The organism is Arcobacter denitrificans (SeqCode), assembly GCF_048571185.1.
Lineage (GTDB): Bacteria > Campylobacterota > Campylobacteria > Campylobacterales > Arcobacteraceae > Arcobacter > Arcobacter denitrificans.
This window is the reverse complement of the sequence record NZ_CP182350.1, coordinates 191,401-205,721: the sequence shown is the minus strand read 5'-3', so window position 1 is coordinate 205,721 and position 14,321 is coordinate 191,401. Positions and strand designations below refer to the sequence as shown.

General features: G+C 29.6%; 16 protein-coding genes. 11 read left to right on the top strand and 5 right to left on the bottom strand.

The genetic code is table 11. The features are described from left to right. Nucleotides 1–45 precede the first annotated feature (45 nt). From ACNI28_RS01080 to ACNI28_RS01035, 10 genes are all read left to right on the top strand, one after another. The gene (locus ACNI28_RS01080) at nucleotides 46–348 is read left to right on the top strand and encodes a hypothetical protein (protein WP_419764999.1); all 303 of its coding nucleotides are present in this window, start codon (nucleotides 46–48) and stop codon (nucleotides 346–348) included. After that, complete coding sequence (locus ACNI28_RS01075) at nucleotides 345–1,133, top strand: TatD family hydrolase (RefSeq protein WP_419766434.1); 789 nt, start codon at nucleotides 345–347, stop codon at nucleotides 1,131–1,133. The genes ACNI28_RS01080 and ACNI28_RS01075 overlap by 4 nt, the downstream gene beginning before the upstream one ends. Nucleotides 1,134–1,254: 121 nt before the next feature. Next, nucleotides 1,255–2,547, top strand: coding sequence for a lytic transglycosylase domain-containing protein (locus ACNI28_RS01070; protein WP_419764998.1), 1,293 nt, complete (start codon nucleotides 1,255–1,257; stop codon nucleotides 2,545–2,547). Next, nucleotides 2,528–3,343, top strand: a complete 816-nt coding sequence (locus ACNI28_RS01065; protein WP_419764997.1) for a septal ring lytic transglycosylase RlpA family protein — start codon at nucleotides 2,528–2,530, stop codon at nucleotides 3,341–3,343. The genes ACNI28_RS01070 and ACNI28_RS01065 overlap by 20 nt, the downstream gene beginning before the upstream one ends. An 11-nt stretch (nucleotides 3,344–3,354) precedes the next feature. Then, the gene (gene hisB, locus ACNI28_RS01060; RefSeq protein ID WP_419764996.1) at nucleotides 3,355–3,927 is read left to right on the top strand and encodes an imidazoleglycerol-phosphate dehydratase HisB; all 573 of its coding nucleotides are present in this window, start codon (nucleotides 3,355–3,357) and stop codon (nucleotides 3,925–3,927) included. Next, nucleotides 3,924–4,421 carry a KdsC family phosphatase gene (locus tag ACNI28_RS01055; protein ID WP_419764995.1) on the top strand — a complete coding sequence of 166 codons (498 nt, stop codon included), beginning with the start codon at nucleotides 3,924–3,926 and terminating at the stop codon, nucleotides 4,419–4,421. Before hisB ends, ACNI28_RS01055 begins: the two co-directional genes overlap by 4 nt. Next, nucleotides 4,412–4,945, top strand: a complete 534-nt coding sequence (locus tag ACNI28_RS01050; RefSeq protein WP_419764994.1) for a hypothetical protein — start codon at nucleotides 4,412–4,414, stop codon at nucleotides 4,943–4,945. Before ACNI28_RS01055 ends, ACNI28_RS01050 begins: the two co-directional genes overlap by 10 nt. Continuing rightward, the gene (gene lptA, locus ACNI28_RS01045; protein ID WP_419764993.1) at nucleotides 4,942–5,469 is read left to right on the top strand and encodes a lipopolysaccharide transport periplasmic protein LptA; all 528 of its coding nucleotides are present in this window, start codon (nucleotides 4,942–4,944) and stop codon (nucleotides 5,467–5,469) included. The genes ACNI28_RS01050 and lptA overlap by 4 nt, the downstream gene beginning before the upstream one ends. After that, the gene (yihA, locus tag ACNI28_RS01040; protein WP_419764992.1) at nucleotides 5,469–6,077 is read left to right on the top strand and encodes a ribosome biogenesis GTP-binding protein YihA/YsxC; all 609 of its coding nucleotides are present in this window, start codon (nucleotides 5,469–5,471) and stop codon (nucleotides 6,075–6,077) included. Before lptA ends, yihA begins: the two co-directional genes overlap by 1 nt. Then, the gene (locus ACNI28_RS01035; protein WP_419764991.1) at nucleotides 6,067–6,528 is read left to right on the top strand and encodes an N-acetyltransferase; all 462 of its coding nucleotides are present in this window, start codon (nucleotides 6,067–6,069) and stop codon (nucleotides 6,526–6,528) included. The genes yihA and ACNI28_RS01035 overlap by 11 nt, the downstream gene beginning before the upstream one ends. Before the next feature lie 37 nt (nucleotides 6,529–6,565). On the opposite strand, the gene ACNI28_RS01030 is transcribed toward ACNI28_RS01035, so the two are convergent. The 4 genes from ACNI28_RS01030 to ACNI28_RS01015 form a co-directional block, all read right to left on the bottom strand. After that, nucleotides 6,566–7,678, bottom strand: a complete 1,113-nt coding sequence (locus tag ACNI28_RS01030; protein ID WP_419764990.1) for an ICP22 family protein — start codon at nucleotides 7,676–7,678, stop codon at nucleotides 6,566–6,568. Beyond that, nucleotides 7,657–8,106 carry a FecR family protein gene (locus tag ACNI28_RS01025; protein WP_419764988.1) on the bottom strand — a complete coding sequence of 150 codons (450 nt, stop codon included), beginning with the start codon at nucleotides 8,104–8,106 and terminating at the stop codon, nucleotides 7,657–7,659. The genes ACNI28_RS01030 and ACNI28_RS01025 overlap by 22 nt, the downstream gene beginning before the upstream one ends. Before the next feature lie 99 nt (nucleotides 8,107–8,205). Continuing rightward, nucleotides 8,206–9,522, bottom strand: a complete 1,317-nt coding sequence (locus ACNI28_RS01020; protein ID WP_419764987.1) for a tetratricopeptide repeat protein — start codon at nucleotides 9,520–9,522, stop codon at nucleotides 8,206–8,208. Between the two features lie 103 nt (nucleotides 9,523–9,625). Further along, nucleotides 9,626–12,043: a FecR domain-containing protein gene (locus ACNI28_RS01015; RefSeq protein WP_419764986.1), complete on the bottom strand. Its 2,418-nt coding sequence runs from the start codon at nucleotides 12,041–12,043 to the stop codon at nucleotides 9,626–9,628. 144 nt (nucleotides 12,044–12,187) lie between these two features. On the opposite strand from ACNI28_RS01015, the gene ACNI28_RS01010 reads away from it, so the two are divergent. Next, nucleotides 12,188–12,649: a cyclic nucleotide-binding domain-containing protein gene (locus ACNI28_RS01010; RefSeq protein ID WP_419764985.1), complete on the top strand. Its 462-nt coding sequence runs from the start codon at nucleotides 12,188–12,190 to the stop codon at nucleotides 12,647–12,649. A gap of 4 nt (nucleotides 12,650–12,653) precedes the next feature. Here the strand turns inward: ACNI28_RS01010 and ACNI28_RS01005 are convergent, their stop codons facing one another. After that, nucleotides 12,654–14,318 (bottom strand): efflux RND transporter permease subunit, encoded by a 1,665-nt coding sequence (locus ACNI28_RS01005; RefSeq protein WP_419764983.1) that lies wholly within the window; start codon nucleotides 14,316–14,318, stop codon nucleotides 12,654–12,656. Between the last annotated feature and the right edge of the window lie 3 nt (nucleotides 14,319–14,321).

The following is a 14,321-nucleotide window of genomic DNA, read 5'->3' as shown; positions in this document are numbered from 1 at the left end:
TTTTAGATAAAATAACTTGAGTTAAGAAATTAAAAAGGTAAAACCATGAAAATAGTAACTTTTTGCAATATTGATACAAAATTATTAGACCCTTCTTTTACAGTTGAAAGCTATGAAGAGACATCAGGAGATGGAGATATTGCGCTAATTGATATTAATTCAATATTTGATTTTGAAGAAAATAAATCAGCTTCATGTAAAGATAAGTTTGTTTCTATTGCAATTTTAGATGATGAAGATGATTATGATGCATTTAAAAACTTTGGAATAGATGCATGGATTAAACATGAAGATATATCTAAAATCAATGAATTAATTAGTGTATTGAAAAAAAGGTTTTTATCATAATTATTGATACTCACTGTCACTTAGACACAGAACAATACTATGAAGATGTAGATGAAGTAATACTTCGTGCACTAGAAAATGGAATTAAAGGTTTTTTAATTCCAGGTGCAGATTTTGAGGACTTACCTCAAGCGATTAAACTAGCCCAAAAATACAAAGAAGTTTTTTTCTCTGTTGGAATTCATCCTTATGATGCCTCTTCTTATGATGAAAATGTTATGAAAGAGTATGTTAACCACCCTAAGTGTATTGCAATAGGAGAGTGTGGACTAGATTATTTTAGGCTACCTGAGAATGAAGATAAAAAAATTCAAGAAAAACAGCTACAAAAAGAGGTTTTTATTTCACAAGTTGAATTTGCAAAAAAAGTAAAAAAACCCTTGATTGTACATGTTCGAGAGGCTTCAAATGATTCAAAAATAATCTTAGAAAAATATGGAGCAAAAGATGTTGGTGGTGTTTTACATTGTTACAATGCAAGTGAACATCTACTAAGTTTAAGTGAACATAATTTTTATTTTGGAATAGGTGGAGTTTTAACTTTTAAAAATGCAAAAAAACTTGTGGAAGTATTACCCAAAATTCCATTGGAAAAACTCTTAATTGAAACAGATTCTCCATACTTAACACCTCACCCAAATAGAGGGAAAAGAAACGAACCTTTATACACAAAGTTTGTATCTCAAAAGATATCTGAACTTCTAAATATCTCTGATGAAGAGGTTCAAAATTTGACTACTAACAATGCAAAAAAACTATTTAAAGAGTTTTCTAGCATAATTTAGATAAAATCTCTACTATTTACATAAATAGGATAGATAATTGTTTAAAATTCTTTTAATAATCACCACTCTTTTTATAAGTGCGAATGCATCGCTAATAGGTAGTAACTTTTCCCAACGGGATTTGCAAATCTTAAAAGAGCTAGATATTGACCCAGCTTACATTACAGATTATAAGTTACAAAAAACATATAATAGATATCTTCAAAATATTCAACGTAGATACGTTAATAGGTTTAATAGAGCATCTTTATTTGTACCAAAAGTTAAAGATATACTAAGAGAAGAGGGCTTACCTGAGACTTTTTTATATCTAGCTATGGCGGAGTCAAGTTTTACACTTGATGCAAAGTCAAGAGCAAGAGCAACAGGAATGTGGCAATTCATGTATGGAACTGCAAAAAATCTTGGACTTAAAAATGACATATATGTTGATGAAAGAATGGATATTGTTAAATCAACTTATGCTGCGACAAAACATTTAAAATATCTACATAGACAATTTGGTAAGTGGTACTTAGCAGCTGTTGCTTACAACTGTGGACAAGGAAGAGTAATAGAAGCAATCACAAGAGCTACTATTGATATGTATGAAGATGAAAATGGTAAAAACAATGATAAATCTAAAGAGATAAAAAAATATAGAAGAACTATTAGTCTTTATCAACAAAAAAGAGTTAGATTTAGAGAGTTAAATAATATCTATAAAGAGATTATAACTTGGGATGTAAAACCAGATATTTATGAACTTTTAATGGAGCAAAAAAAGATTAGAAGACAATATCTGCCAGAAGAGAGTAGAAACTACATAAGAAAAATCATCTCACTTGCCATGATGAATAATCAAAGTTTTGTTACTGAAAATGATTACACTCACATTAGAAATATCGGAGTTACTTCGCCTATTGCCACAGTTAAAGTAAAGGGTGGCTTACATTTGAAAAATATTGCAAGTGCTATAGGTATGCAATATAGAGATTTAAAAATGTTAAATAAGCATATTGTACGAAATGTAATACCTACTTATAATGAGGATTATGAAATATATATTCCTTATAGTAGATTATCTATATTTAATCAAAACAAAATGAACATAGAAGCAACAAAATATAAAGTTCATATAGTAAAAAGAGGTGACAACTTATATGATATTGGTAAAAAATATGGAATCTCATATAAAGCAATAAAAAGTTTCAATAAACTTAAAAGCAATAGATTAGCATTACGACAAAAATTAGTAATACCTTTTGTTGAAGGTACAAGCTTAAAAACTAAAAATTATTATGTTAAAAATGGAGATACTCTTTTATCAATTGCAAAAATGCATAGAATTGATTTAGATAAATTAATGAATGACAATAATTTAAAAACTAGCCTCATTAAAAAAGGAGATAAACTTGTTATTACGTATAGATAGTCTTATAAAATTAAGTATTGCACTTATAATAACATTTTTGTTTACTGGATGTTTTTCTACTTCAAGTTATAAATATAGTAATTATAATATATTTAAAAAAGATAGAAGTAGTATTCATGTTCCTGAAGAAAAGATAAAAAATTCTAAGGCAATGCACAGAGCAACAATGCGACCCTACAAAGTCTTTGGAAAGTGGTATTATCCTACCTTGGCAAAAGTGGGAGATACTCATGAGGGGATTTCATCATGGTATGGACCAAACTTTCATGCAAAACCTACTTCAAATGGTGAGATTTATAACATGTACAAAGCAACAGCTGCACATAAAACATTACCTATGAATACTATGTTAAAAGTTGAAAATCTAGAAAATGGAAAATCAACTATTGTAAGAGTTAATGATAGAGGACCTTTTGTAGGTACTAGGATAATTGATTTATCAAATAAAGCAGCTCGTGATATAGATATGGTGGCAAAAGGGACTGCCATGGTAAGGATTACAGTTTTGGGTTTCCATGCTAAAATTGCCCAAACAAAAGAAGAGAAAGAAGAAGTGGCAAGTGTTGGTAAATACTATTTACAAGTAGGGGCATTTAGTAAGTATGCTGGTGCTAAAATAACTCAAAATAAATTTAAAATGATATTAGATAGTAGATATGATGTTATAATTAAAAAAGGTATTGTAAATAATAAAGATATAAATAGAGTTTGGATTAGTGGCTTTAGGTCTGAAGAAGAGATTAGAGACTTCAAAGAGAAAAATTCTTTAGCTGGTGCTATGGTAATTGCAGAGTAATAGGAAAAAATATGGCTGAAATAAAAAGAAAAACAAAAGAGACAGATATATCTTGTAAAACTGATATTAATGGCTGTGGAAAATCAAACATAAATACAGGTGTTGGATTTTTTGATCATATGTTGGAAGCACTTTCAAAGCATAGTGGTATTGATATTGAGCTGATTTGCAAGGGTGATTTACACATAGATGCACATCATACAGTGGAAGATTGTGGTATTGTTTTAGGAAAGGCTTTAAAAGAGGATATCTTTCCAATACAAGCAGTCGAGCGGTATGGAAATGCAACTGTAGTTATGGATGAAGCATCAGCAACTTGTGCCTTAGATTTATCAAATAGACCTTTTTTGGTTTATGAAGTAAATGTAAGTGGAAAAGTAGGGGATTTTGATGTTGAACTTGCTGAAGAGTTTTTCCATGCTTTAGTTATGAATGCTGGACTTACAACACATATTATTGTAGAAAGAGGAAGAAATAAACATCATATACTAGAAGCTAGTTTTAAATCTTTTGCAGTAGCTCTAAGACGAGCTATGGCTAAAAATGAAAGATTGGGAATTCCTAGTACAAAAGGTGTTTTATGATAAAGCTAATTGTTCTTGATGTTGATGGTACATTAACTGATGGAAAAATTACATATACAAACAATGGCGATGAGATAAAATCTTTTGATGTTTCTGATGGTTTAGCTATTGCAGTATGGACAAAAAAGTTTGCTAAGAAAGCAGCTATTATTACAGGGCGTAAATCAACTTTAGTAGAAAGAAGAGCAAAAGATTTAAATATAGAGCATCTTTATCAAGGTGTTCATAATAAAGATGAAGTTTTAGCAGATATTCTAAAAAAAGAGGGAATCTCTTGGCATGAAGTAGCTGCAATTGGTGATGATTTAAATGATTATAAAATGTTAAAAAAAGCAGGATTATCATTTACTCCACAAAATGGTTCAAAATATATTAAAGAGATAGTAAATGTAGTTTGTGAACATAAAGGTGGCAGTGGGGCAGTACGAGAGATGATGGAATACATCTTTAAAGAAGATGGTTTAGAAGAGGAATTTATTAAACTATGGCAATAAACTATTTTACTTATGCAATATTAGTAATATCTTTAGTATCTGCAATAGTAGGAATTGCACCTAAAGAAAAAGATAAAAACAATGAAGAACAGCCTCAAATAGTATTTGAAGATTCTACTTTGTATACTTTCAATGTGGATAATCTTGAAAGAATTGTAAACTCTAAAAGAGCTATGAAGTATAAGACAAAAGACATCATGTATGATGGAAAAATTATATTAAGACGAGCTGATAATGGAACAGATTATATTGAATCTGATGTTATTATTAAAAGATTAGAACAATATAAGTTTTTAAACAATGTAAAATATAATAGAGAGAATAATATACTTTTAAATACTGATGAGCTTTTTTATGATGGAATTAAAAAGATTGCAACAAATACAATTAAGTTTGATGGTATTTATAACAATAGTACAATAAATGGTAAAGCCTTGTATCTTGATACAAACAAATCAGTTTTTAAGTCAAAAGATACACATTTTGAGATTTTGATGGATAATAATAACAAAGGTAATAAATGAGAATTTTTTTAATAATTAGTATATTTTGTAGTTTTTTATTTGCAGAAAAGCTAATAATAGATGCAAATAACTTTGAAGCTTATGATGAAAAAGGTTTATCGATTTTTACAGGTAATGTAAAAATGGTAAAAGCAAAAGATGAATTAGAGTCTGATAGATTAGATGTATACCTAAGTGAAAAAAAAGCAAATGCTAAAAGAGAACCTTTAAAATATATAGCAACTGGAAATGTAAAATTCAAAGTAAAAACAGCAGATAAATCATACGAAGGTAAAGGTGACAAAGTTGTCTATGAACCAAAAAAGATGCAGTATGTTATTACAGGAAATGGTTTTTTAAAAGAGGTAAGTGAAGATAAAAGACTTTTTGGTAATAAAATTGTAATCAACCAAATAAGTGGTGAAGCAAAGGTTAGTGGAAGTGAAGATAAGCCAGTAAGATTTATTATTGACTTAGCTGATAATAATACTAAGAAAAAAGAAGATAAACCTTCAAAAACTACGCAAAAAGTTGAGAGTAAATAATGAGAATAGTAGAAGCATCTTTTATGCAATCAGCTCAAAGTATAGCTGATTCGCCAGGTCCAGATGTAGCAGAGATAGCATTTTTGGGGCGAAGTAATGTAGGAAAAAGTTCTTTATTAAATACTCTTACAAATAGAAAAGGTCTAGCAAAATCATCTTCAACACCAGGAAAGACGCAGCTTATAAACTATTTTAATATTAAGTTTAAAACAGATGAAGACAATGATATGCCAGCTGATTTATATGCAAGATTTGTTGATTTACCTGGATTTGGATATGCAAGAGTTTCTAAAAGTATAAAAGCAGAATGGAATAGAAACCTTACAGGTTATTTAGAAAAAAGACCAAACTTACAGATGTTTATTCACTTAGTAGATGCAAGACATCCAGAGCTTGAGATTGATAAAAGTGTTGATGATTTTTTAGAAAAGATAAAAAGAGGCGACCAAATAATAGTTCATGCTTTTACAAAAACTGATAAGTTAAAACAAAATGATTTAGCAAAATTAAAAAGAGAGTACCCAGATGGTATTTTTATTTCAAATCTTAAAAAAAGAGGTATTAGTGACCTTGAGAAAAAAATAACAGGATATTTGTTTGGAAATTAGATTTTATAAACCAACAACAAAAGATATTCTTGCTATGCAGAGCCTTGTAAAAGGTGAAGTAGAGAAGGGTACAATTCTACTTAGAACAGAAGATGAGATGGCTAATACAATACGCTCTTATACTGTAGTAGAAGTTGATGGCAAGCTTGCTGGCTTTGCTGCAACTCACATACACTCTATAAGACTTGCAGAAGTGCGAAGTTTGATAGTATCAAAAGAGTTTAGAGGTTTAAAACTAGGAAAACAACTAGTTGAAGCCTGTATAAAAGAGGCTAAGTTTTATGGCTTAGAACAACTTCTATCTTTGACTTATGAGCAAGGTTTTTTTGAAGGCTGTGGTTTTAGAGTCATAGAAAAAGACCAAATACCTGAACACAAAATCTGGGCTGACTGTATTCGATGTAAACATTTCCCAGTTTGTGATGAAGTGGCTATGGTGTTTGATTTATAATACAAACACTCTAATCAATCTTAAAATAGTTATTGTGCTAGGGGGTAGCTTTAATCAACCCTGAAGCGCTACTTATTCCTGAAGTGCCTGAACTATCTGTTACACTAAATGAACCACCAATAGCTTCAATTGATTGATTTGTTCCACCATAAAAAGCCCCAGTTAAGGTACCTGTCCCTGAACTGCCTACTGATAAATCTGCTGTAAATCCATTAGATTGGACAGTACTACTTCCTATATCAATGCTTACTGTATGAGTTGAATTAATATCTGTGTAATCCATTGTGATACCACCTGCTGAAATGGATCCACTTCCTGTACCAAAATCAAAAGTTAAATTTACACAACTATTAGATACATTATATGCATTTGAATTACTATCTATTACTATTCCACCAATTACTTCACCTGAAAATATTGCTTGTGTTGATGATTGGCTATCTATCATATCTTGTACTATTGTTTCTGCAGTTTGAACACCAGCAATCCATGAGCCTATATATCCATTATATTCGTCATAATCTGAGGAATACCAAGTTCCCCATCTCATTATATCCTCATTAGTAATAGGACTCTCAAAACTACCATCTAGTTCGACTGTGTCAATATTTGTAAATTGAGAATTGTTTAAGTATATTTTATAACCAGTAACTACATCTTCTTGATACATGTCTAACTCTGTATTTACACCTATATTACCTAAGAGAATTGAAGTTAGGTCACCACTACTGTAAATTTCTGCATTTATATAACCTTTGTTATCATAACCTGAAAGGTCAATTGTAGTAGAATTATCAATTTCATTATCAATTTCATTATCAATTTCATTACCTTTATCATCATCATTAGTGTCAGGAGCTTCTACATCTGGAGAAGTTACTCCACCACCAGCATCATTTCCATTTTCATCGTCAGTGTTTCCACCTTCGTTATTACTTTCTTCTCCATCTCCACCATCATTACTGTTTCCAGTATCAGTATTTTCACCGTTATCGTTACCACCATTAGACTCTTTTTCTAATGTATTTAATGTCTCTGGTGTAAGAGGTTCAGCAGGAGTAGGTGCTTGACCTTCTGGTGTTTTTGTAAGCTCTTGTTTTCCTACATTTACTGTAACTCCATTGGCACTTACAGAAATAGCCCCGTACAAGCAATCATTCTTTGGTTACCTATGATAGTAGTTCCCCTAATACCTATAGATGCACTTTTTGTTTTTAGTTTAAATCTATCTTTGTTTATCTTTCCAATTTTTCCAGTAATAGATTTAAATGAACCTTTCATAAAACCAAAACTTGCTTTTGAGTCTTTTGGTTTGCTTTCATCAAAGACATAATCAAAGATATTTAATGTAGAGTTCTGTCCAATAGTAATAATAGTATTATCATCAAGAGTAATTTGAGCTTTTGCACCTTTTGAGGAGTTAATAACATCATTTTTTTCTAGTTCTTCACCTAGCTTTGCTAAGAGTTCTTTTGAGTCTCTAGATATTTTAATCTCACCAACTAAGGCTGTTATTTGTCCTATACTTGCAAATAGGATGTTTGTTAATATGAAAAGTAGAATTATTATTTTTTTCATTTGGAGCCTCCAAAAGAATAGTCCATTAAATCCTATTATAAATGAAGGGTATTTTAATTTAATTTTAAGTTTTAATTGATTTTATTAAGCTAAATAAAATTAAAATGTATAGATTAACGTAGACTTAACGCTTTGTTTACTATAGTCATAAGGAGCTTGATTTGAAAGAACATTTGTAAATGTTCCTGTTAGTCCTAGTATTAAGTTTTTAGATAAAGATTTTGTGAAACCTAATTCAAAACTATGAGTTTTATCCGTTCTTCTATTTAAAAAGTTAACATCTTGGTCTGTATAAATCACTTTTTTTGTGCCAAGTTTAGTATTTAATGTATATTTTGCAGGAAGTGGTAAACTATTTTGTAGATTAAGTTCAAATGTTTCTTTACTCACATCAGTTCTTGTCTCTTTTCTTTCTATTTCTTTATTAAATATTGTATTTAAAGTAAAAAGTCCATAGTCATTGGTTTTATGTTTATAGGCATTTTTAAGTTCAAAAACATAAGAGTCTTTATTTTTATCTGCTGTTTGATCATATGATTTTTTACTCATTTTAAATGATATATCATTTAGAACTAATTGTGTGAAAATATGTGAGTTTGAAAAAGTAAGATTATAACTTTTTAAATAGTCTTTATCATTTAGTCTTACATAATCAAGTCCTAGACCAGTAGAATATTTATTTTGTCCTACAAAGTATGTTGGAGTAGAAGAAAAAGAGATAAGTTCTATATTACTATCTTTTTTAGTATCATAGTCTTGTGCATATAAGACCAAGTTATTATTTAAAGTCATATTCTCTTTATATTTATATACGTGATTTAACACAGCAATTGTATCAGCTGAATAATCAGACTCTTCATTTCCATTATTTGAAAGAGATAAGTTACTTGATAAAGAAGGTACATAAACAGAATAGTTACCTTCAGAGGCAGCATTATTTACATTTGAATCATATAAAATATCAAAAATTAAGGCTCCACTGAAAAAATGTTTTTGCATAGCATTATTTATATAATCAAGCCTTGATTGTACATTAGTTCTTACACTTGGAGGGATTTTAGTATCAATCAAAATATTTTCAAACTCTTTTATAGCTTGAACATAGTTTTTTAACATCAAATAACTTTGTGCAATCTCTAGTTTTGCTCTTGAATTATTGGGTTGGGCAAAAAGTATTCTATCATAGTAACTTATGGCTAAATCATACTCTCCTTGCTCATAAGCACTCCTTCCAAGATAAAAATTTAGTGTTTGATTTCCTAAATCATTTTTTGAAAGAGCATGAAATATTTCATAGGCATCTTTATATTTTTTTTCTTTAAAAAGTTTAATAGCCTGATCATAAGAGGTAAATGACTCATTTGCCAGTAAAAGTGTCGTAATAACTGACGTTGAAAGTAATATTTTTTTAATCATTAGTCCTCTTTTTTAGTAAAAGTGAATCATTATATTTAATGTAAGCTTTATCAAAAATTATTAATTCTGCTAAAAATAATGCTAAAACCATATAAATAATATTTTATTGTGCTTTTGCTTTAACAACACCTGATGCAGTGTATGAACTGTTGTTTAAAGTTACATTTGCACCAACACTTTGTATGTTTGAATCAAAATATTTCCCAGAATTAATACTCCCTCCTGTAATACTCACAGCTGAAGCTTGGTTAGCATCTTTTGTAATATCTGTAGAAGAAAAACTTGTGGCAGTAACTGTACCACTATTTATTAAAACAGCCCATTGTTGAGCATTTTCTGTTTTAAAGCCTATACTTCCAGTAAAATTATCAGCTCCACCACCAAAATCAAAATTAAAGTTGGCATAGTTATTTGAATCAAATACTATTGGATCTAAACTATTATCTGTATTAGATTTTACAGCTCCAATAATATGTCCATTAAATGATATACTTGTTGTTGATGCATTAGAATCAGTTATATTATTCATATAGCTAGTTGATGTTTCAACTCCTGCAACCCAAGTTGAATATCCACTTAGATTAGTATAGTTATCAGTTGTATACCAGTATCCCCATGAACTTCCATCATCTACCATATATATGTTATCATGGTATGACACAACGCCTTCGCTATCTGTATATGATTCGCTAATTACCATATCAGGAAGAGCATTTAAGTATCCATCTCCTGTTGATGCCATTACTGCAAATAAATCTTCAGTTATAAAATATGAGGCTAAATCATCTACATTGCCATCGTAGTTTTGATTTCCAATAGAACCACTTATATCTCCAGTACTTTGATTTACCGTTAAATTAACATTTTGGTTACTTGTAGTAGGTGCATTTTCATATATTCCTGAACTTGTACCACTTAAAGTCACAGTATCTGTATTTGTATTTGAATAGCTAGTTGATAAGAAAGCAGCTCCAACAGTTTTACTACTGCTAATATCAGTGGAAATATAAGAATTAAGCGTATCACTATTTGTAACAGTTATATTTTCATCTATATTGTATCCTATGCCTTGATTTTCACTACCATATAGTGAACCTTCTACGTTTGAACTATTTGTAGTATCAGTAGTATTAGTATTGATATCAATAAAATAATTTCTAGATAAACTTTTTAAAGTAAAAGTTCCATCACTATTTAAATGACCACCATCATAACTTGCACCTTCTTCATATTTATCTTTATCAAGATATGCTATGCTTTTTGTTAAACTATTTAGAAAAATTAAGCCAGTAGGGTTTTCAGTAATGGCATTTGTAGCCATACCACCATTTATATCTACTTTTAATGATACATAGTCATCGTACACATAAATTTTTGATGTATCAAGAGCAGAAGGATTTGCATTAGTTCCTAAATACCATAAATCCTGTCCATATTCACTAGTATTGTGTCCTACAATAAATTCACCAAGTTTGTCAGCTTCTATTACGTAATTATTTCCATCTTCATTGATAAACTTTTCAGCAATAAGTCCATAATTATTAACATCATCAAAAGACAATTGAGTAAATACTCCAGAAGTAGTTGAATCAGAAGAAGTATTAATTGCATCCATTTCACTTATATTTAGCTTCTCATTAGTACTTGAGTATGTTGCTTTTGTATCTGTAAGTTCATATTCATAATCGTTTGATTTTGTTGATAGTTCTTTTCCAGTATATGAATTAGTTGAATTTTTAGAAGTATCAACTTCTTTGTCAATATCATCTTTTTTATCATCATCATTAGTGTCAGGAGCTTCTACATCTGGAGAAGTTACTCCACCACCAGCATCATTTCCATTTTCATCGTCAGTGTTTCCACCTTCGTTATTACTTTCTTCTCCATCTCCACCATCATTACTGTTTCCAGTATCAGTATTTTCACCGTTATCGTTACCACCATTAGACTCTTTTTCTAATGTATTTAATGTCTCTGGTGTAAGAGGTTCAGCAGGAGTAGGTGCTTGACCTTCTGGTGTTTTTGTAAGCTCTTGTTTTCCTACATTTACTGTAACTCCATTGGCACTTACAGAAATAGCCCCATCTGTACAAGCAATCATTCTTTGGTTACCTATGATAGTAGTTCCCCTAATACCTATAGATGCACTTTTTGTTTTTAGTTTAAATCTATCTTTGTTTATCTTTCCAATTTTTCCAGTAATAGATTTAAATGAACCTTTCATAAAACCAAAACTTGCTTTTGAGTCTTTTGGTTTGCTTTCATCAAAGACATAATCAAAGATATTTAATGTAGAGTTCTGTCCAATAGTAATAATAGTATTATCATCAAGAGTAATTTGAGCTTTTGCACCTTTTGAGGAGTTAATAACATCATTTTTTTCTAGTTCTTCACCTAGCTTTGCTAAGAGTTCTTTTGAGTCTCTAGATATTTTAATCTCACCAACTAAGGCTGTTATTTGTCCTATACTTGCAAATAGGATGTTTGTTAATATGAAAAGTAGAATTATTATTTTTTTCATCTATACTCAATTTTATAATTTTTTATAGATTATATAAAATATTTGCTTTAATTATAATACAATAGTTTAATAATCATAAAAATGATTTTTTCAAGAGAAAATAATGTATAATCAAAAAGTTATTTAATTTTATTAGGAATTAGTATGAATCCAGCTCAAAAGAAAACAAGTACTGCAATGGATAAATTGCTTTTATTAAAAAGTAAAATATCTTTTTTTTCAGGTTTAACTAATCAAAATATTGTGGAACTTATTGATAATGTTAGAATTGTTCAATTTAAGCCAAATGAGCTTATATTTGAAGAGGGTGATGCTTCAAATAAAGATATTTATTATTTACTCTCTGGAAGTTTAGATATCTTGAAAAAAGATTTACAAAATTATAAAGAGAGAAAAATTACAATTATAGAAGAGCCTACACTTTTTGGTGAGATGAGGGCTATTACAGGCAAAGATAGAACTACCACTATAAAAACATCTAATGATGGTGCCCTTGTTCTAATTTTTACTCTAAAAGTAACTCAAGATAGTGGAAAAGCTCTATTTTACAAAAATATAATAGATGAATTATCAAAAAAAATTGTTCATATGAATGAGATGAGTTAAAACCCTATAAAATATCTTTTATAGAGTTTTTAATTATAACTGGTACAAAAAACATTGATACAATATAAGATATTAGTGTTCCCCCAATTAGTGCTACCCCTAAACCACCAAAGACAGCATCTGTAGCTAAAAGTGAACTAGCAAATACCATCGTAAGAACGGTTAGTATAATAGGTTTTGATCTTGTTGCTGTTGCTTGGGCTATGGCTTTGTTTATTTCCATCTTTTCTTGCACAATCAACTGTTTTGAAAAATCAATGATAAGAGTAGAGTTTCTTGAGTTGATTCCAATAAGCCCAATAAATCCAATAAGTGAAGTTGCAGTTAAATAAAAGGTATCATTCGTAAAAATATCCATAATAAAGTGAGCAAAAATAACTCCAACAATAGATATAAAACTAGATAATACTATTCCACCTGATAGAGAAAAACTTTTGTAATATATAACCATTAGAAAAAAGATAAGAACAAGTGCAATGATAAATGCGCCACCAAGATCAATAAAGGTATCAATAGTAACTTTTAACTCTCCATCCCAGATAAGCTTAAAGGTTTCATTTGTATTTTTATCTTTAAACTCTAGGTTTAGCATATTGACTTTTGTGATAGTGTATTCATTTGACAAATTCTCTATCATCTCATCTCTTGCATCAAGAAGTGGATATATCTGACTCTCTTTGTTTGTCTCTGCAATTACATTTATCATATTTTCTAAATTTTTTGAGGTGATTTCTGGCTCTTGTAAGACTTTTTCTATTTTTACAAACTCTCCCAGAGAGACCATATCTGCATTTTGATTTATAACTTTTAGGCTTGATAGTTTACTTTTTAGTTCATTTATTGATTTTTCTTCTAAAAGTCTACTGTCATCCAACCTTAAAAATAGAGGTATTTGATTTTCTGCCTTAGCTTCATTTACATAAGCTATTTGCATACCTTCAAAAGCTAAGTAGAGTATATTTTTTACTTGAGATAGACTAACTCCACTTTTTATTACTTTTGTAGAATCAAGGATTAAAGAGTATTTATAATGTGGTTGCGTTGCTAAGGTGTCTATATCTACCAAGGTTTTTTGATTTTTTAGTATTTTCTCAATTTTTAGTGCAAATTCTCGTCTTGAATCAAAACTGCTTCCCCCATAAATTTCTGCAACAATAGCCGCAAGAACTGGAGGCCCTGCTGGTAGTTCTATAAACTTTATATTTGCATCATAAATAGAACACTGCTTTTGAATATTGCCTCGCAGATTACTTACTAGGTTATAAGAATAAATATCTCTAAAAGTAGCTTTTTTAATATTTACCATTATTTCTGCTTGGTTTTCTTTACTTTTTAATGCACTCCCTTTTACCATTCCTGCAAAATCTAAGGGCTGTCCTTCTCCTAAAAATACAGATATTGATGTGATTAGGTCTATATCTTTAAGCTCATTTGTTATGCATGTTGTTACTTCTTTTGTTTGTGTTTTTGAGGAACCATCTTTTAAATCTACATATATAGAAAAAGTATCTGCATCTTTTCCTGGAAGCATTTTAGCCTTTACAATTTCAGTAGGAAAGCTAGCAATACTTATTAGAAATAAAATTAAAGTTATAAGATAAACAAGAAGTGATTTTTTCTTACTTTCTAAAATATCATAAATAAATTGTTCTAAATTAAATTTTCTCATCAA

Bases quoted from the DNA above. Each gene is read 5' to 3' on its own strand.
- ACNI28_RS01025 (WP_419764988.1), bottom strand. From the start codon at position 8,106: ATGAAAAAAATAATAATTCTACTTTTCATATTAACAAACATCCTATTT.
- ACNI28_RS01015 (WP_419764986.1), bottom strand. From the start codon at position 12,043: ATGAAAAAAATAATAATTCTACTTTTCATATTAACAAACATCCTATTT.
- hisB (WP_419764996.1), top strand. From the start codon at position 3,355: ATGGCTGAAATAAAAAGAAAAACAAAAGAGACAGATATATCTTGTAAA.
- yihA (WP_419764992.1), top strand. From the start codon at position 5,469: ATGAGAATAGTAGAAGCATCTTTTATGCAATCAGCTCAAAGTATAGCT.
- ACNI28_RS01050 (WP_419764994.1), top strand. From the start codon at position 4,412: ATGGCAATAAACTATTTTACTTATGCAATATTAGTAATATCTTTAGTA.
- ACNI28_RS01055 (WP_419764995.1), top strand. From the start codon at position 3,924: ATGATAAAGCTAATTGTTCTTGATGTTGATGGTACATTAACTGATGGA.
- ACNI28_RS01020 (WP_419764987.1), bottom strand. From the start codon at position 9,522: ATGATTAAAAAAATATTACTTTCAACGTCAGTTATTACGACACTTTTA.
- ACNI28_RS01005 (WP_419764983.1), bottom strand. From the start codon at position 14,318: ATGAGAAAATTTAATTTAGAACAATTTATTTATGATATTTTAGAAAGT.
- ACNI28_RS01080 (WP_419764999.1), top strand. From the start codon at position 46: ATGAAAATAGTAACTTTTTGCAATATTGATACAAAATTATTAGACCCT.
- lptA (WP_419764993.1), top strand. From the start codon at position 4,942: ATGAGAATTTTTTTAATAATTAGTATATTTTGTAGTTTTTTATTTGCA.
- ACNI28_RS01010 (WP_419764985.1), top strand. From the start codon at position 12,188: ATGAATCCAGCTCAAAAGAAAACAAGTACTGCAATGGATAAATTGCTT.